Origin of the sequence: Gardnerella sp. DNF01151, from assembly GCF_049244235.1 — a bacterium.
Classification (GTDB): Bacteria; Actinomycetota; Actinomycetes; order Actinomycetales; family Bifidobacteriaceae; genus Bifidobacterium; species Bifidobacterium swidsinskii.
In genome coordinates this window covers 1,308,518-1,325,879 of record NZ_CP058389.1, presented here as the reverse complement: position 1 = coordinate 1,325,879, position 17,362 = coordinate 1,308,518, and the positions used below count along the sequence as shown (strand labels likewise).

Sequence of the window (17,362 nt, the reverse complement as noted above, 5' to 3'; positions counted from 1 at the left end):
AAATTTGGAGCGTTTGAATTTTTCATGCGCTCCATTTTTATGCGGATTATAAGCGCGTCGAGGGTGGTGACTAGAATTACGAAGGTTCCGGTTCACGCTTAGCTATTGGGGCTTTGCGACCCGGGTCGCCCGAATTCCATAGGAGACATTATGAAGCAGGGTATTCATCCCGACTATCACGCAGTGCAGGTTACCTGCTCTTGCGGAAGCACTTTCGTAACTCGTTCTACCGCTGATGGCGATCACATGACGGTTGACGTGTGCTCAAAGTGCCACCCATTCTATACCGGCAAGCAGAAGATTCTCGACACCGGCGGTCGCGTGGCTCGCTTCGAGAAGCGCTACGGTAAGAAGACTAAGTAGCTTTTGTGACGCCAGCCCTGCTTTCGTGTAACTCGCGGAATCGGGGCTGGCGTTTTATGTGCTAAACATGTGTGTTTAATATTTAACATTTAAATTTTTGATTTACAATCCGCGTTAAGCGTGACTACAAAGGAATATGATGGCTGAGTCAGTAGAGGAACAATTCCCGGCAGCAGTTACCGCGTTAGAAGAGTATCGCGATATTGAAAGTCGTATGGGAAGCCCGGAAGTTGCGTCAAATCCGGACGCTATTCGTAAGCTCGGTCGTAGGCACGCAGAACTTGGATCAATCGTAAACGCTTACCTAAATTACAAACAGCTTTGCGACGACTTTGAAGCCGCAAACGAAATGGCAAGCGACGATCCAGATTTCGCTGAAGAAGCTAAGCGCTTAGAAGAGCAGATTCCAGCAGCAAAAGAAAAGCTTCGCACTGCATTAATTCCTAGGGATCCGGATGATGCGCGCGATATGATTATGGAAATTAAAGCTGGCACAGGCGGCGAAGAAGCGGCTTTGTTTGCTGGCGATTTATTGCGTATGTACATGCGTTACGCGGAAAAGCGCGGCTGGACTACCGTAATCCAAAGCGAAAATTCAACGGAACTTGGCGGCGTAAAAGACGTGCAGCTTGCGATTCGAGCAAAAGGTACGCCTGCTCCAGAAGATGGCGTGTGGGCAAGCATGAAGTATGAGGGCGGAGTGCATCGCGTGCAGCGAATCCCAGTTACGGAATCGCAGGGACGTATTCAAACTTCCGCAGCTGGCGTAATCGTGTTCCCAGAAGCAGACGAAGATGACGACGAAATCGAAATCGATCCAAAAGATTTGAAGATCGACATTTTCATGAGCTCCGGCCCTGGTGGGCAGTCCGTGAACACTACTTATTCTGCGGTTCGCATGACACATATTCCAACCGGAATTGTTGTTAGCATGCAAGACGAAAAGTCGCAGATTCAAAACCGTGCGGCAGCCCTTCGCGTGTTAAAGTCTCGTTTGCTCGCTATGAAGCACGAGCAGGAGGCAGCAGAAGCGGCGGATATGCGCCACTCACAGGTGCGTTCGCTCGACCGCTCTGAGCGAATCCGCACGTACAATTTCCCAGAAAATCGTATTGTGGATCATCGCACGAATTACAAGGCTTACAATCTTGATCAGGTTCTTGACGGCGATTTGCAGCCTGTTATCGACAGTGATATTCAGGCGGATGAAGCTGACCGCTTAGCGCAAGCCAAGTAAGTCAAGTAAAATTACTGAAATAACCAAGCAATTCTTAAAATGCAAGAACTTTTGCGAGTTTTGCGCGATGCTGTTAAAAAGCTTGATTCTGCAGGCGTGGAGTCAGCAGAATATGATGCACGCTTGCTGCTGGCTCATGCTTGCGGCGTAAGCTTAGCTGAGCTGAACAAGGCGCTAATACTTGGCGATTTAACCGATTTTTCGCAAGATTATGCTAGTAAATATAGCGATTTTGTATCTAGGCGTGCTTCTCGTGAGCCGTTGCAGCATATTGTTGGTCGCGCGCCTTTTCGCTACTTGGATTTGCAAGTTGGTAAGGGCGTTTTTGTGCCGCGGCCGGAAACGGAAATTGTTGTTGAAGCTGGATTGGATTGGCTTAGAGAGTCTGGTATTAGCAAGCCGACGGTAGTCGATTTATGCGCCGGATCGGGCGCAATTGGATTGTCGATTGCGGCGGAAGTTGCAGACGCGCAAGTATGGGCTGTAGAAAAATCTCCTGAAGCTTTCCAATATTTGCAAAAAAATTTCGAAGAAGCTGCAAAAAAGTGGGAAAATATTCAGATTTTCAGTCGCTATCATGCCGTGCTTGCAGACGCAACCAAATCGCATATTTCGGATTGCACGCCGGAACTTCACGCAATTTGTGGCAAAGTAGATTTAGTAATAACGAATCCGCCTTACGTGCCGGAAAGTCAAGTGCCAGAACAGGTTGAAGTGCGAGAGTATGATCCTCCGCTTGCGCTTTATGGCGGTTCTGCGGACGGCTTGCTTATTCCGGAGCAGATTATGCGTGCGGCTTTTGCGCTGCTTAAGTCTGGGGGAGCGATGGTTATGGAACACGATATTTCGCAAGGGGATGCGCTTAAAAAGTATGCGGAAAGCGTAGGTTTTTCGCGTGCGCGCGTTGGAAACGACTTAACTGGCAGACCGCGGTACACTTTTGCGGAAAAGTAAAATTTTAATCAAAAATAAAACTTGACTCAAACAGAATAAAATAAGCAAAATAAGCAAAATAAGCAAAATAAGCAATAAAAGAGGCAAAAATGAGCAAAATTTGCAATATCAACGAAGAATCCCTGCAAATGGCAGCGCAAATTATTAACGAAGGCGGCGTAATCGTAGTGCCGACTGACACCGTGTACGGCGTTGCTTGCGATCCATTCAATGAAGCTGCTGTTGCAAAAATTTACGAGCTTAAGCGCAGACCGCGCACAAAGGCGCTGCAAATTTTAATGAGTGGAGTGGAAGATTTAGAAAAACTTGGGCTTTATTTGCCTTCTCCGCTGGATATTCTAGGCAAAAAGTTCCTTCCGGGCGGATATTCTCCGATTGCGCGTGCGAAGAAGGATTCAGTTGCTTCAAATCTTGCAACGCTGTGCAAAACGAATGAAACTGATGCTCAAAACGATGCGAAAACTCAAGCAACTCAAGGCGTGCGCGTGCCGGATTGCCCTGAATTAATGCAAATTTTGCGAGTCACCGGTCCACTGGCTGCTTCTAGCGCGAATCGCAGCGGTAACGAAAGTGCAGACAGTGTAGAAGAAGCATTTGCAGCTTTCGGCAACGAAATTCCGCTGTATTTGAACGCAGGCCCGACTTGCTCGCACGTGGCAAGCACGGTAGTTGGCGCGGATTCAAGCGATAAAGACGGTATTGTGATTTTGCGCGAAGGTGTGATTTCGGAGAGTGAAATTCGTAATGCGTTAAGTGAGTAAGTTTATTAACTTATTTCTGGTACTAAATTTCTGGTACTAACAAATCGCTACAATCAAGATAAGCAAGTGAAAAATTTAACAAACGCTGCTAAACCCAACGAAGTAATCGCATAGCAAAGGACGCATTTATGAGGGTATACCTGTTTATTGCAGCAATTGCAGGCGGTGCTACGTGGCTTATTATGCCTCTTGTTCGTCACCTTGCAATTCGTATGGGTGCTGTTGGCAAAGTTCGCGCTCGCGACGTGCATACTATTCCAACGCCACGTATGGGTGGTGTAGGTATGCTTTTTGGTTTCGCAGTTGCGATGGCTTTCGCTAGTTCTATGCCATTTATTTCCGGGCTTTTTGCAGGAACGCACCAACCGTGGGTTGTACTAGCAGGAGCCGTTATGATATGCCTGCTTGGGGTATGCGACGACATTTGGGATCTAGATTGGATGCTAAAGCTTGCCGGTCAGCTGCTTATAGCTGTTTTTGTAGCGTGGGGAGGGTTGCAAATCGTAACTTTGCCGCTAGGATCGCTCGTAACGGCATCTCCAAGCGTGTCAATCGCAATAACTGCAATACTAATCGTTGCTTCAATTAATGCAGTAAATTTTGTAGATGGGCTGGACGGACTGGCTTCTGGAATCGTTGCAATCGGCGGCATTGCCTTCGCAACATACTCATACATGCTTGCGCGCACGTCGCCATCCTACGCTTCAATGGCAACTCTTATTGACGTTGCAATGGTAGGTATGTGCGTTGGATTTATTATGCACAATTGGCATCCAGCAAAACTTTTTATGGGTGACTCAGGCTCCATGTTAATCGGCTACTTAATTACTTGCGCGTCGATTATTATGACCGGCCATTTGGATCCTTCCGCCGTTCATACGAGTATTTATTTGCCTGTATTTATGCCGATTTTGTTGCCGATTCTTGTGCTGTTTTTGCCGGTTCTTGACATGTGCTTGGCTATTTTTAGGCGTGTTGCTAAAGGGCAGTCGCCAATGCATCCGGATCGCATGCACTTGCATCATCGCATGCTGCGCATTGGGCATTCTGTGCAGGGTGCTGTGCTGATTTTGTGGGGATGGGCTGCGCTAATTGCGTTTGGCTCTATTATGATTTTGTTCTTTAAAGCTGTGTATGTGCTTGTTGGAATGATTCTTGCTGCTGCGCTACTTACTGTGCTCACAATGATGCCGTACTTGCGTTGTCGCCTGCCCGAACTTCGCAATTCGTAACAACTGCTTAATTTTGTTTTTCTTAATGTGGCGTGGCGCTCAAAACGTGCGAGTACGCTCGCGCTATAAGCGCTCGCTACGAAACTCGCGTTGGAAGTCCACTGGACTTCCAACGCGAGCGAGTTTCCGCTCCGAATTGCTTTCGCGCGCGCTGTGCTGCGCTCAAGCATGTCGTCGCGCCCGCGTTTGGAGGGTGCGTTTCGGCAAACGTCATAGCAAAAACGTATAGTAACCCTATGGCTACAACTGATATGAACACGGAATCCGTGTATGCTCCTGTTCCACCAATTTTCGAGAAGCTCGGTCTCGCTTATGACGATGTCCTTTTGCTTCCAAATGAAACTGATGTTATTCCGTCCGAAGTGGATACTTCCACTCGTCTGACTCGCGAAATTACCATGAAAGTACCGACTATTTCGGCAGCTATGGATACTGTTACCGAGTCTGATATGGCTATTGCCATGGCGCGTAACGGTGGTATTGGCGTGCTTCACCGCAATCTTTCTATTGATGATCAAGCTGCGCAGGTTGATATTGTTAAGCGCAGTGAATCCGGTATGATTACCGACCCGCTTACTGTTCACCCAGATGCTACGCTCGCCGATTTAGATAAATTGTGCGGGCGTTTCCATATTTCTGGTCTTCCGGTAGTGGATAGCGAAAATCGTTTAGTTGGTATTATTACCAACCGCGATATGCGTTTCATTGCTTCCGAAGACTACGATCGCTTGAAAGTTAAGGACGTGATGACGCGCGAAAATCTCGTCACCGGTCCTTCAAATATTTCTAAGGAAGATGCTCACCGCTTGCTTGCGGATAACAAGATTGAAAAGTTGCCTTTGGTTGATGCTGAAGGTAAGCTTACAGGCTTGATTACTGTTAAGGACTTTGTGAAGACTGAACAGTATCCGGATGCTACTAAGGATGCTCAGGGTCGCTTGCGCGTTGCTGCTGGCATTGGCTTCTTGGGTGATGCTTGGCAGCGTGCGTGCGCTCTTATGGAAGCTGGAGTTGACGTGCTTGTGGTCGATACCGCAAACGGCGAGGCTCGCTTGGCTCTCGACATGATTCGTCGCATTAAGGCAGATAAGGCTTTCGACGGCGTGCAAATTATTGGCGGAAATATTGCAACTCGCCAAGGCGCACAGGCTATGATTGACGCTGGCGTTGACGCTGTAAAGGTTGGCGTTGGTCCAGGCTCTATTTGCACTACGCGTGTTGTTGCAGGCGTTGGCGTGCCTCAGCTTACCGCAGTTTACGATGCGGCTCAGGCTTGCAAGGCTGCTGGAATTCCATGCATTGCAGACGGTGGTATTCACTATTCCGGCGATATTGCTAAGGCTTTGGTTGCAGGCGCGGACACTGTTATGCTCGGCGGCACTTTGGCTGGATGTGAGGAAGCTCCAGGCGAGAAGGTTCTTCTTCACGGCAAGCAGTACAAGCTTTACCGCGGCATGGGCTCGCTTGGTGCAATGGCTCCTCGCGGTAAGAAGTCTTATTCGAAGGATCGTTACTTCCAGGCAGACGTTACCAGCTCCGACAAGGTGGTTCCAGAAGGCGTTGAAGGCGAAGTTCCATATCGCGGTCCGCTTAACGCTGTGCTTTACCAGCTTCTCGGCGGCTTACACCAGTCAATGTTCTACGTTGGTGCGCACAATATTAAGGAAATGCAAGAGCGCGGCCGCTTTATTCGCATTACTGATGCTGGCCTTCGCGAATCTCATCCTCACGATATTGTGATGACTGCAGAAGCACCAAACTACAGCGGTTTCCACAACTAAGTCGCGTATAAATCGCAAATAATTTTGCACTAAACGGCGAAAAGTTACGCAAGTTACTCATAACTTGTCTGCTTTTCGTCGTTTTTAATACGCGTCTCGTCGGCGGGAAGATGTAGGCTTGTGGGTTCGAAAAAATATTAGGAAAGGAACGAAAATGGCTGAAGCTAAGGAAGATCTTACTTTTACGCCGGAAGAATCGCGCTTAATTTGGATTGATTGCGAGATGACTGGACTCGATATTTTCCACGACGAATTATGCGAAGTATCTGTAGTTCCAACCGACTTTAATCTGAAAGTTTTGGACGACGGCATTGATTTAGTGATTAAGCCAAGCGATGCTGCTGTGGCTCACATGAACGATTTTGTACGCAATATGCACACTTCTTCTGGGCTTGTTGACGAGTGGAATAAGAACGGTTTGCCGTTAGAAGAAGCGCAAAAGCAGGTTGTTGAGTACGTAAAGCGTTTCCTGCCAGCTCGCGGAAAAGCGCATCTTGCTGGAAACTCAGTTGGTTCTGACAAAAAATTCCTCGACCGTTACATGCCAGATTTAATGGCAAATCTGCACTATCGCGTAATCGACGTAAGCACGTTGAAGGAAATTTCACGCAGGCTTTACCCGGACGTTTACCGCAATAAGCCGGCAAAACACGGCGGTCACCGCGCGCTCGCGGATATTATTGAGTCGATTGATGAGCTTCGTTACTACCGCGATATGATGTTCGTTCCAGCTCCAGGCCCAAGCGAGTCTCAAGCAAAAGCCGGTGCGCAACACATTGAAAGCACGAGCTTGCTTCGTGACTATGAGCGTCGCGGAGAGGCGCTAGAAGACGTAAATTCCGCAGAAAAGCGCGACTACTAAACACAACGCTACTATTAAATAAAGCGCGACTACTAAACGCAATAAAAGGTACTGCCAATGAAGCAATCCGAAGCCTTAACCATAATCAACGCTGGCGCGAGCGCGTTCATTACCGGTGCTCCGGGTGCAGGTAAAACCTACGTATTAAACGAAGCTATTCGCGCAATGCGAAAGAACGGTTTAAGCGTTGCTGTAACTGCCTCTACCGGTATTGCGGCAACGCACTTAAACGGTCAAACCATTCACTCGTGGAGTGGAGTTGGAGTTTCAAACGCGCTTACGGATACGCTTCTTAAAACAATTAGAGCTAGGCGAGGAAAGCGCATAAAAGCCACGGACGTGCTCGTGTTGGACGAAGTTTCTATGATTCACGCGTGGCTTTTTGACATGGTTGATGAAGTTTGCCGGAAGGTGCGCAAAAATCCCGCTCCTTTCGGCGGGCTTCAAGTAGTTATTTCGGGCGACTTCTTCCAATTGCCGCCTGTTAGCACTTCTATGCGAAATCGTGATGTGTTCGAGCCGAGCCCGGAGTTTATTTCGTCGCGCGAAAAGTATGCTGCAGCTGGAAAAAATCCGGAAGGCTATATTACGGAATCGTTTGCATGGGACGCTTTGAAACCTGTTGTGTGTTACTTAACTGAGCAACATCGTCAAGACGACGGCAAGTTGCTAGAAGTTTTGACGGATATTCGTAGCGGTCTCGTGAGTGACGACGATAAGCAAGTGCTTGCTAGCCGCCTTGGTGAGTATCCGCAAGATGACGAAGTTGCAGTACATCTTTTCCCAACGAACTCGCAAGCAGATGGCTTAAATAATATGCAGCTTGCGGAAATTAATGCTGAGCCTCACGAATTCGTTGCAACGGAAGCCGGGCCTAAAAATCTTGTTGATCGCTTAAAAAAGAATATGCTTGCTCCGGAGCGTTTAGTTTTGAAGGCCGGAGCTGCTGTGATGGCGTTGCGAAACGATCAGGAAAAGCAGTACGTAAATGGCTCTGTTGGGCGTGTGTTGCGTTTTGCGCCTGAATCTAAAGGCGGCTGGCCGATTGTTGAGTTTGAAAACGGCAATATTGTGACGCTTAAGCCTGCAGCGTGGGAAATGACGGACGGTGAGACTGTACTTGCTAGCGTAAATCAAGTGCCGCTTCGTTGCGCGTGGGGAATTACGATTCATAAGTCGCAAGGTATGACTCTCGATAGTGCGGTAATGGATTTGCGTAGAACTTTCGCTCCTGGAATGGGATATGTTGCGCTTTCTCGCGTGGAAAATCTGGGCGGTCTTTATTTGGAAGGTATTAACGATCGCGCGTTTAGCGTTTCGGCGGATGCTGTACTGCTAGACGGATCTTTGCGTGAGGCGTCAAGGTGCGCAAGTGAGCTGCTTGCTAGCGATGGGGCTTCCGCGTTTGTTGCTAAAAAAGCAGATGGTGATTTTGCGGATCAGCAGGAGTTTAGTCTTTTTGAAAATGCCGGTGATGGCGTTACGGACGAATTTTCTTTCGACGACGAGTTTTAATATTCTATAAGCTTTTGCCTTGTGCACGGCATAAACTACTCACACCTGAGTCGTTTTGGTCGCTTTGTTATATTTTTGCACGTTATGATTTAATCGAGTATTACTTTTGTTGATGCGTGTAAACAAGTGTTTATGTCCTCATGCGCAAATAGATTGGAACGCATGAATTCCAATGTACTTCGTATGTCTCAGCTATTCCTTCGTACGCTGCGCGAGGATCCTGCAGACGCGGACGTGACTTCCGCAAAACTTATGCAGCGCGCAGGCTATATTCGTAAATCTGCACCAGGTGTGTGGACTTGGCTTCCGCTAGGACTTAAGGTTTTGAACAAGGTTCAGGCGATTATTCGCGACGAAATCAACGGTATCGGTGCGCAGGAAGTTCACTTCCCGGCACTTCTTCCGCGCGAGCCTTACGAGGCTACCAACCGTTGGGAAGAATATGGCGACAATATCTTCCGTCTTAAAGATCGTCATGAGGCTGACTATCTTCTTGCTCCAACGCACGAAGAAGTTTTCACGCTCCTTGTTAAGGATATGTATTCTTCTTACAAGGATTTGCCTGTTACTTTGTACCAGATTCAAACGAAGTATCGCGACGAATTTCGCCCGCGCGCTGGTCTTATTCGCGGCCGCGAGTTTATTATGCAGGATGGTTACTCGTTCTCGATTGACGAAGATGGTTTGAAATCTGCTTACGTTGAGGAGCGCGCTGCTTACGCTCGTATTTTCGACCGTTTGGGCATTAAATACGTGATTGTTCACGCTGTTTCCGGCCCAATGGGTGGTTCTGATTCCGAGGAATTCTTGGCTCCAATGCCAATTGGTGAAGATACTTTTGCGCTCGCACCTTCAGGAAAAGCTTGGAATGTTGAGGCTCTTACCACTCCAGAAATGCAAGATGTTGATTACTCAGCAACTCCTGCAGCGCAATCTCTCGAAACTCCAGACGCTAAGACGATTGAAGCTTTGGTTAAGGTTTCTAACGACTTGCATCCGCGTAAAGATGGTCGCGAATGGCAAGCTTCCGACACTTTGAAGAACCTTATTATTGCTGTTAAGCACCCAGCTGATGCTGAAGGCGGCGAGCATGAGGAACCATGGCGCGAAATCGTGGCGATTGGTATTCCAGGGGATCGCCAAGTAGATATGAAGCGTCTTGAAGCTCAGTTTGCTCCTGCAGAAATCGAAGAAGCAACTGAGGATGATTTGAAGTCTCATCCTGAGTTTGTTAAGGGCTACATTGGTTTTAGCGTATTAGGTCCTCAAGCTCGCAAAGAGGGTAGGGGTATTGCAAATCCTGTCCGCTACTTGATGGATGCTCACGTTGCAAAGGGAAGTGCCTGGATTACAGGAGCTGACGAAGACGGAAAGCATGTTTACAACGCTGTTTACGGTCGCGATTTTGAAGCTGATGGTGTTGTTGAAGCAGCCCAGGTTCGCGATGGTGATATGAGCCCAGATGGTTCCGGTCCGTTGAGCTTCGAACGCGGTGTGGAAATTGGTCAAGTGTTCCAGCTTGGCTTAAAGTATTCTAAGGCTTTGGGCTTAAGCGTTCTTAACGAAAATGGTAAAGCTGTGCCAGTTTGGATGGGTTGCTACGGTATTGGCGTTAGCCGCGTGATCGCATGCTTGGCAGAAACACATCACGACGACGCTGGTCTCGCATGGCCTATGGCAATTGCTCCAGCTCAAGTTCATGTTGTTGCAACAGGCAAAGATCAAGTTGCTTTCGACGCTGCTGAAAAGGTTGTTGAAGAGCTTAGTAAGCAGGGAATCGAAGTAATCTTTGACGACCGTCCAAAGGTTTCTCCAGGCGTAAAGTTTAAGGATGCTGAGCTTGTTGGCGTACCGCTGATTGCTGTAGCAGGTCGCGATACCGTGAACAACGGTACGATTGAAATCCGCGATCGTAACGGCTCAAATGTTGAAGCAGTCCCAGTTGACGAGGCTGCTGCTCGAATCGTTGAGCGCGTCAGTGAGCTCTTAGCTTAATTCATTGTCTTAAAAAATTTGCTATCTGCTTTTACGAAAAACGTGGGTGTATCTTTGTATATCCCACGTTTTTTGTATATGTTTTATGTACAAAAGTAGATTTTCATATGATTATGTTATTGTGTCCGCGAGCGTATCTAAAACTTACATTGTATATTGTGAAAGTGCCAGTTTTGTAAGAATTACAATTAAGAAAAACTTTTTTCGCATTATATTTTTCTTAAATACTGCAAGTATGGAAAACTTCATGATTGAGTTCGGTATTAGTATGCTTGATTACATTATTTTTTACAGTTATAAGAGTTGTACAAGCATAGAATGTAAACTGTTGAAGATGAAGTAATGTAGCTATATCAGTTTTCCATACGAAAGTAGTTATATTATAATGTTATACCCAGATTGAAAGGATGAAAATAATGAAATGCAGTAATTGTGGTGCAGAATGTTATGGTACAGTATGCAAGCAATGTGGAATGAATTTCGAAACTCATAAAATAGAGTTACTTCCTACTGCGGCACAAACGAACTCTGCTACCCCCCCCCTACATCTTATACGCAAAATTATGCATTTCCAGCTTATCCGGGTAATGTAGCAGCTTATCAGAAGCGTAAAAAACCGATTTATCGAAGATGGTGGTTTTATTTACTTGTAATTGCAGCTATCATTTCAATTGCTAATATTGCTATGCATAGAGATAAAACTATTAATTGGGATGAGATGGTTTTGAGTGCTCAGTTGCCCAAGCCTCCTTCTGATAAAGGTGATGTCATTATTAATTCTGCAGATGAGCTTGATGTTGATATTAAAGACATTTCTGCTAAACAATATAACGATTATACTGTAGATTGTAAGACGAAAAAGGGTTTTACAATTGATGCGGAATCTGATTCCTCAGGATATAAAGCCTACAATAATAAAGGTTATAAATTAGATTTGACCTATTATGAGTCAAGTAAAGAATTGAGTATTCATCTTAATAAGCCGATGGAAATGTCGTCTATTGTATGGCCTTCTAGCAAAGCTGCTAGTCAATTGCCTGTTCCAAAGTCTACTATTGGTAATTTCATTTCAGACAGTGACGATAATCTGAATGTGTATGTTGGTAATACAAGTAGAGAAGATTACAATAATTATGTGAAGGCTTGTGCTGATAGAGGTTTCAAGGTTGGATACGACAATTCAAAGAACAGGTATTCTGCTAAGAATGATGCAGGGTGGGATCTTTCGCTATCCTATGAGGGGAATAGCGTAATGAATATAATGCTTTCAGCTCCAGATAATAATTCTGGTAGTAATGATAATAAGAAGTCAACTAATTCAAAAGATTCATCAAATAGCGCAGAATCTAAGTCTGCTAAACCGCAGCAAAATGATGCTAAATCTGCTAATGGTTTGCGTAGTGATTTTAAGGCAGCTATGGATAGCTATGAATCAACTATGAATGAGTATGTTGAATTCATGAAAAAGTATAAAGCTAATTCAAGTGATGCTGAACTTATCTCGGAATATGCAGATTATATGCAGAAATATGCTGATATGACGGATAAATTCCAAAGTTGGAAGAGCAATAATCTCAACAATGCAGAGTTGTCATATTATCTTGCTGTTCAAGCTAGAGTCACAAAGAAACTAGCTGAAGTAGCATAAATAGTATCAGTGTTTCTCATTGCTGTTTTGTAATAAGAAATAGTAGAAATTAGTTACCACTGTGTTCTAGTTTCTACTATTTCTTAACTATAAATTTAATTTGTATAGATAGAGAAATCTTACATATTAGAAATAAATATTAAAATTTTGAATAGGGAGTGATATATATGAAAAAGTTCAAAATTCCACAAATTGTTAATTTTATTTTTATCTTGATTGGTTTATTAGGTTTGTGGTTGCCGTATGCAACTTCTACTAATGAGCAAAAACAATTTATACTTAGTAATCCTGATGCAATTGCCATTGGTGCATTGAATATGAAATATAGAGATATGATTGATTTGTCTATGATAAAATATTTTCGGTTTTATTTGTATATAGTGAATAATCCCAAAAAAATGATCTTTGCGCGCACTGATGTAATGATTGATTTAGTTCTTATTAGTATACTGGCTGTTTCTATACTTTTTATTGTCTTATTTACTCTATTGAATAAGCCTATTGGTAATATTGTCTTTGCATTCCTTATGCTTGGTGCTTCGCTTATTATGAATTATGATATGGTAAGTCGTGGTGTTATTCCTTCGAAAAGTTACACATATGGAATTAGTTACTATCTTTATGTCATACTTGCGATAGCAATTATCATTTGTTCAATAGCTAATATTGTTGTAAATAAAATAGATAAAAAGAAAATTATAAATAGATATTAAATTTGTGAAATTTGCCGCCAGGAATACTACTATTCTTGGCGGCATTATTGTTTATCGTGGTGCGTGAAGTATTATTTACTTTCTTTAGATATCAGCATCACCTCCATATTCGTCGTCCGTGCTGTCTGAGTGAGAGTCAGTACGTTCTATTTTTTCGTTTTGTGACTGATTGCTGTCTTTCGTCTGCCCATTTTTAGCGGAATCAGCGTTTCGCTTTGTAAATTGCGTAGTTCCGCGATTTAAATCGTGCCCAATAGCAGAAGCTTCCAAAATTACGCGATTATAATCGTTTCCATCTTTTGTCCAGCTTTCTGTACTCAAATTGCCATATACAACGATTGCATCGCCTTTATGAACGCTTTTTAGCACGTTTGAAGCCAAAGTCCTATACGCTTTCACAGTCATCCAAGTAGTTGGACGCTCATGCCATTGCTGTTCGTCGTTGCGGTAATATGATTGCGTGCTCGCGATTCGTAGCGAACAAGCCGGAGAATTTTCACTTCGCCCAAAGTTTACAGGCTCAGCGCCTACGTATCCACTAATAGTCACGGTCGACTGTTGTTGTGCCATATTTCATAGTCCTTTCACAAATGGACTGCAGCCATTTCAGCCCCGAAATACAGAGCCATCATTGCCTCTGAGCTTCGCAGCCACGAGGAAATGCCGCAGTAATAACAACTATGAACTTTGCGCAACAACTTTGCCAGCAAACTTTTCTATTGTGGTTAAAACCTAGGTTTTATCCACAATGTAATTGATCTCTTGACTACAGCAAAATATTTAGTAAAAGCTCAACAATTAACTGTGCATACGTAATCATTCCTCATTGCAGGGTAGTATTGAGCAAACGTATTGAAAATATTGAATGCAGTGAAGAAGATATTTATGGTGGAAAATAATCAGCAATATGCAAAGCATAAATCTAATATGCGCATAAGTTGGGTTAGTATCCTTGTTATTTCGGCTGTATGCCTAGCTGCGTGTGCAATATCGCAAAATTTTGCTGATTTTACTTTAGAACATTCTAAGGCGTATCATCAGGCATATAATCGCGAATATCATCACGAATATCATCAAAATCCAATAATTCAAACAACTAATTCTGCTTCTGCTGCATCTTTTATTCAGTCAAGTAATGTAGCGCGTTACGTTCTTTCTTCTATTCGAAATGCAAGATCTAGGCTTTACGATGATCGCAGCACGTATTTTAATGGCGTTCCTTTGCAAGATTACGTGAGCCGCTACGGTCTTACTAAAGAAGCGTATGTTAATAATATTCAGTACGATTCTGCAAATGAAGAGGATGCTTTCCGTCGCGCGCAAGAAACCGCCAGCATGGGCAGTTTGGCCATTTGGGCCCAGATGGTGTGAGCGAGCCTGATTACACTGGCCGAAAAGCGTGGGGTGAAAATTTAAGTTGGGGTGTGGATCTTGCTGGTTCTATGCAATTGTGGATTCAAGATGAAGAGTCGGCTTTGCGCGCAACCGGCGGAAGTTTTAACGAAGATAATGGTCATTTGTATCAGATTTTGAATCCTAGCAATATTTCTTTCGGTTACGGAGAGGCTTCGGGCGGCCCTTATGGTGTTGTTGGAGCGTTGACACTGTCGGAATATAACGGTGATATTGATTATCTGGATGGCAAGATTGGCCCAGAATCTCCCGAAGAGCAAAAAAGCGTGCTGAAGAGGAGCGAAAGAAGAAGGAAGAGCAGAAGCGTAAAGACGAGGAAGCTAAGAAGAAAAAAGCTTTGGCTAAAAAGAAGCATTTGAAGCATAAGCATCATAAAAAGTTAGCGAAAGCTATGAAGAAAAATGCTTCAACGTATAAATTTATTGTGATTATTTCTGCGATTTTAAGCGTGCTTGTTTTGTGCGCAATTGCAGTGGTAGCTTGGATTTTCTTAAGACGAAGAATGATTTCTAAAAATAGTTTGCACGTGAAGCATATTGCGCGTAGCAAAACTTGCGGAAGTGAAAAATCTTCTGATAATTCAAAAGATAAACAATAATATTACTAAAAATATTAATAAAAATAGAAAATAATAAGCCTGCAAACGTTTATTAAGCGTCTGCAGGCTTCTATTTTTGACTTATAGCGACTTATTTGCGATTTATTCGCAACTTACCAAATGTGTACGCGCTCAGCAGGGTCGAGCCACATTTCGTCGCCTTCTTTAACGTCGAAAGCATCGTAGAACAAGTCTACGTTACGAGCAATGCCGTTAGTGCGGCATTCGGCTGGGGAGTGCGGGTCGATTTGAAGCAGCTGTTCCGCAATTTCATTACGAGCCTTGGAACGCCATACTAACGCGTAGCTTAAGAAGAATCGCTGCAAAGCAGTGAAACCATCTACTTCAGGAGCGTTCAACAAAGTTTCGCGAATCGCATCTTCACTTCCGTCAATTTCATGCCCTTCACTCTTTTGCAAAGCGAAAGCGTATGCTTTAAGCGCAATAGTCACGCCGCTTAAATCGCCAATATTTTCGCCGATTGTTAAAGCACCGTTTACGTGAGGCATCGCATTGCGCTCTTCTTTGCTCTTCAAGTGAGAGTACTTAACAATAAGCTGCGTTGGTGTGAAAGCATTGTATTGCTCAATAAGCTTCTTAGTGCGCTCAGTGAAGTTGGTTTTGTCTTCTTCAGTCCACCAATTGTTAAGCATGCCGTCGCCGTCGTATTCGCAACCTTGGTCGTCAAAACCGTGGCCGATTTCGTGGCCAATCACTGCACCAATAGCGCCATAATTTGCTGCGTCTGGAGCGCTCGGGTTAAAGAATGGTGGTTGCAAAATTGCAGCAGGGAATACGATTACGTTAAGCAATGGATCGTAGTAAGCGTTCACAGTTTGCGGAGTCATCTGCCATTCTTCGCGATCCACGGGCTTTCCAGCTTTCGCAGTATTCTTACCGAAGCCAAATCGATAAACTTCGCGCATATTTTCAACTAAACCAGCGTCTTCCTTAATATTTAACGCAGAGTAGTCAACCCAATGGTTTGTGTAACCAATATTTGGCTCAAATTTACTAATCTTTTCCAAAGCCTTCGCTTTAGTTTCCTCACCAAGCCAGCTGCTGTGAGAAATCGACTCGCGGTAAGCGTTAATAAGATTGTCAACTAAGCCTTGCATATATTCCTTAGAAGACTCAGGGAAATGCAATCGCACGTATTCGCGTCCAACTTCCTCGCCGCAGGCATCGTCAACAACTCCGACTGCTCGCTTCCAGCGGTCGCGCTGCTTTGTGGCACCAGAAAGCACTTTGCCGTAGAAGTCGAATCGCGCTTGTGCAAAATCTTCACTAAGTAAGCTTGCCCAGCGCAAAATCACGTGCACGCGTGCCCAAAGCTTTAAATCTTCTAATTCTGCTTCCTGCCAAATCTTATTCAATCCTTCTATAAAGCTTGGCTCGTGAACTACTACTTTGCTAAAAGCTTCACGAAGATTGATTGGCTGATGCTTTGCTTCTTCGCAAGTGTCGTACGATTTTTGTGCAGCATCTAAGAAGGCATCGAGATTAAGTGCTTCAAGCTTTTTTGCCAAATCTGCATAATTGCAAGAATTATAAGTTTTTTGAGAATCGCGAGTTGCTACGTTATCCCAATGCTTGCTTGCAATCTGCGTTTCAACATTCAAAAAACGCTCGGCTTGCGCTTGGGTAGTAGCGCTATCTCCGTAACCTGCCAATCGCAGCAAAGAAGCTACCATTTTTACGTATTCAGTACGGATTGGAGCATAATTATCTTCGCGATAGTATGCTTCGTCTGGAAGGCCCAATCCCGACTGCTCAATATGCATAATATTCGTCTTAGGATCCTTAGGATCTCCGTAAACGCCAAAATAGAACATTGCGTCCGGTCCGCCGTAAGGGTTAAGCGTGCTGAGAGTGCGAACCAAATCTTCCTTGCTGCAAGCTTTATCCACAGCGTCTAAATCGCTTTTAATTGGCGTAATTCCAGCTTTTTCAATAGCTGCAGTATCCAAATAGTTACGGTATAAAGTTTGAGATTTTTTAGCTGAGCAATCTTCGCTTTCTAAAATATCTCGAATTTGCGTCTCTGCATCTTCTGCAAGCTTGTGGAAAGCACCGTACATTGGGCGGTCGTCTGGAAGAGTGTAAGTGTCAATCCAAGGACCGTTTATGTAACGGAACAAGTCGTCTTGTGGACGAATAACCGACGAGAAGGAGGCTGGGTCAAAATCTACAGCAGAAATTTCCTTCTGTGATTCTTTATTATTTTCATTGTTATTAAGCATGAATTTAGCTTACAAGTATTAAGCGACACCATTAGCTAGTATTTTCG

Annotated in this window: 16 protein-coding genes; 14 read left to right on the top strand and 2 right to left on the bottom strand. The window is 44.5% G+C overall.

Annotated elements, in window-relative coordinates; genetic code table 11:
- Nucleotides 1-150 precede the first annotated feature (150 nt).
- The 11 genes from rpmE to HXT37_RS05565 all read left to right on the top strand — a co-directional run bounded on the left by rpmE (nt 151) and on the right by HXT37_RS05565 (nt 13,061).
- Nucleotides 151-363 carry a 50S ribosomal protein L31 gene (rpmE, locus tag HXT37_RS05615; protein WP_004118797.1) on the top strand — a complete coding sequence of 71 codons (213 nt, stop codon included), beginning with the start codon at nt 151-153 and terminating at the stop codon, nt 361-363.
- A 139-nt stretch (nt 364-502) separates the two neighbouring features.
- Nucleotides 503-1,600, top strand: coding sequence for a peptide chain release factor 1 (prfA, locus tag HXT37_RS05610; RefSeq protein WP_012914392.1), 1,098 nt, complete (start codon nt 503-505; stop codon nt 1,598-1,600).
- A 39-nt stretch (nt 1,601-1,639) separates the two neighbouring features.
- Nucleotides 1,640-2,554 (top strand): peptide chain release factor N(5)-glutamine methyltransferase, encoded by a 915-nt coding sequence (gene prmC / locus HXT37_RS05605; RefSeq protein ID WP_102703200.1) that lies wholly within the window; start codon nt 1,640-1,642, stop codon nt 2,552-2,554.
- A gap of 89 nt (nt 2,555-2,643) precedes the next feature.
- The gene (locus HXT37_RS05600; RefSeq protein WP_102155671.1) at nt 2,644-3,315 is read left to right on the top strand and encodes an L-threonylcarbamoyladenylate synthase; all 672 of its coding nucleotides are present in this window, start codon (nt 2,644-2,646) and stop codon (nt 3,313-3,315) included.
- 128 nt (nt 3,316-3,443) lie between these two features.
- On the top strand, nt 3,444-4,547 hold the full coding sequence (locus tag HXT37_RS05595; protein ID WP_004108465.1) for an MraY family glycosyltransferase: 1,104 nt from the start codon (nt 3,444-3,446) through the stop codon (nt 4,545-4,547).
- Between the two features lie 236 nt (nt 4,548-4,783).
- Nucleotides 4,784-6,328 carry an IMP dehydrogenase gene (gene guaB, locus HXT37_RS05590; protein ID WP_421779411.1) on the top strand — a complete coding sequence of 515 codons (1,545 nt, stop codon included), beginning with the start codon at nt 4,784-4,786 and terminating at the stop codon, nt 6,326-6,328.
- Between the two features lie 154 nt (nt 6,329-6,482).
- Nucleotides 6,483-7,190 carry an oligoribonuclease gene (orn, locus tag HXT37_RS05585; RefSeq protein WP_004107431.1) on the top strand — a complete coding sequence of 236 codons (708 nt, stop codon included), beginning with the start codon at nt 6,483-6,485 and terminating at the stop codon, nt 7,188-7,190.
- Nucleotides 7,191-7,247: 57 nt separating this feature from the next.
- On the top strand, nt 7,248-8,705 hold the full coding sequence (locus tag HXT37_RS05580; RefSeq protein ID WP_102703199.1) for an ATP-dependent DNA helicase: 1,458 nt from the start codon (nt 7,248-7,250) through the stop codon (nt 8,703-8,705).
- 162 nt (nt 8,706-8,867) lie between these two features.
- Nucleotides 8,868-10,700: a proline--tRNA ligase gene (locus tag HXT37_RS05575; RefSeq protein ID WP_102703198.1), complete on the top strand. Its 1,833-nt coding sequence runs from the start codon at nt 8,868-8,870 to the stop codon at nt 10,698-10,700.
- Between the two features lie 685 nt (nt 10,701-11,385).
- Nucleotides 11,386-12,348 carry a DUF6591 domain-containing protein gene (locus HXT37_RS05570; protein ID WP_102155679.1) on the top strand — a complete coding sequence of 321 codons (963 nt, stop codon included), beginning with the start codon at nt 11,386-11,388 and terminating at the stop codon, nt 12,346-12,348.
- Between the two features lie 167 nt (nt 12,349-12,515).
- Nucleotides 12,516-13,061: a hypothetical protein gene (locus tag HXT37_RS05565; RefSeq protein ID WP_012914386.1), complete on the top strand. Its 546-nt coding sequence runs from the start codon at nt 12,516-12,518 to the stop codon at nt 13,059-13,061.
- A gap of 84 nt (nt 13,062-13,145) precedes the next feature.
- On the opposite strand, the gene HXT37_RS05560 is transcribed toward HXT37_RS05565, so the two are convergent.
- Nucleotides 13,146-13,631 carry a single-stranded DNA-binding protein gene (locus tag HXT37_RS05560; protein ID WP_103013824.1) on the bottom strand — a complete coding sequence of 162 codons (486 nt, stop codon included), beginning with the start codon at nt 13,629-13,631 and terminating at the stop codon, nt 13,146-13,148.
- 315 nt (nt 13,632-13,946) lie between these two features.
- Between HXT37_RS05560 and HXT37_RS05555 the strand changes: the two genes are divergently transcribed.
- From HXT37_RS05555 to HXT37_RS05545, 3 genes are read left to right on the top strand one after another with little or no spacing between them, the layout of a single operon-like run.
- Nucleotides 13,947-14,432, top strand: a complete 486-nt coding sequence (locus HXT37_RS05555; RefSeq protein WP_421779408.1) for a hypothetical protein — start codon at nt 13,947-13,949, stop codon at nt 14,430-14,432.
- Nucleotides 14,414-14,833: a hypothetical protein gene (locus tag HXT37_RS05550; RefSeq protein ID WP_240318921.1), complete on the top strand. Its 420-nt coding sequence runs from the start codon at nt 14,414-14,416 to the stop codon at nt 14,831-14,833. The genes HXT37_RS05555 and HXT37_RS05550 overlap by 19 nt, the downstream gene beginning before the upstream one ends.
- Entirely contained in the window at nt 14,812-15,072 is a 261-nt protein-coding gene (locus tag HXT37_RS05545; protein WP_240318922.1) for a hypothetical protein, read from the top strand. Before HXT37_RS05550 ends, HXT37_RS05545 begins: the two co-directional genes overlap by 22 nt.
- A gap of 113 nt (nt 15,073-15,185) precedes the next feature.
- Here HXT37_RS05545 and HXT37_RS05540 read toward each other — a convergent pair whose 3' ends face one another.
- The gene (locus HXT37_RS05540; RefSeq protein ID WP_421779406.1) at nt 15,186-17,315 is read right to left on the bottom strand and encodes a M13 family metallopeptidase; all 2,130 of its coding nucleotides are present in this window, start codon (nt 17,313-17,315) and stop codon (nt 15,186-15,188) included.
- Between the last annotated feature and the right edge of the window lie 47 nt (nt 17,316-17,362).

Bases quoted from the DNA above. Each gene is read 5' to 3' on its own strand.
- HXT37_RS05540 (WP_421779406.1), bottom strand. From the start codon at position 17,315: ATGCTTAATAACAATGAAAATAATAAAGAATCACAGAAGGAAATTTCT.
- HXT37_RS05575 (WP_102703198.1), top strand. From the start codon at position 8,868: ATGAATTCCAATGTACTTCGTATGTCTCAGCTATTCCTTCGTACGCTG.
- rpmE (WP_004118797.1), top strand. From the start codon at position 151: ATGAAGCAGGGTATTCATCCCGACTATCACGCAGTGCAGGTTACCTGC.
- HXT37_RS05565 (WP_012914386.1), top strand. From the start codon at position 12,516: ATGAAAAAGTTCAAAATTCCACAAATTGTTAATTTTATTTTTATCTTG.
- HXT37_RS05570 (WP_102155679.1), top strand. From the start codon at position 11,386: ATGCATAGAGATAAAACTATTAATTGGGATGAGATGGTTTTGAGTGCT.
- HXT37_RS05555 (WP_421779408.1), top strand. From the start codon at position 13,947: ATGGTGGAAAATAATCAGCAATATGCAAAGCATAAATCTAATATGCGC.
- prmC (WP_102703200.1), top strand. From the start codon at position 1,640: ATGCAAGAACTTTTGCGAGTTTTGCGCGATGCTGTTAAAAAGCTTGAT.
- guaB (WP_421779411.1), top strand. From the start codon at position 4,784: ATGGCTACAACTGATATGAACACGGAATCCGTGTATGCTCCTGTTCCA.
- HXT37_RS05595 (WP_004108465.1), top strand. From the start codon at position 3,444: ATGAGGGTATACCTGTTTATTGCAGCAATTGCAGGCGGTGCTACGTGG.
- HXT37_RS05600 (WP_102155671.1), top strand. From the start codon at position 2,644: ATGAGCAAAATTTGCAATATCAACGAAGAATCCCTGCAAATGGCAGCG.
- prfA (WP_012914392.1), top strand. From the start codon at position 503: ATGGCTGAGTCAGTAGAGGAACAATTCCCGGCAGCAGTTACCGCGTTA.
- HXT37_RS05580 (WP_102703199.1), top strand. From the start codon at position 7,248: ATGAAGCAATCCGAAGCCTTAACCATAATCAACGCTGGCGCGAGCGCG.
- HXT37_RS05560 (WP_103013824.1), bottom strand. From the start codon at position 13,631: ATGGCACAACAACAGTCGACCGTGACTATTAGTGGATACGTAGGCGCT.
- orn (WP_004107431.1), top strand. From the start codon at position 6,483: ATGGCTGAAGCTAAGGAAGATCTTACTTTTACGCCGGAAGAATCGCGC.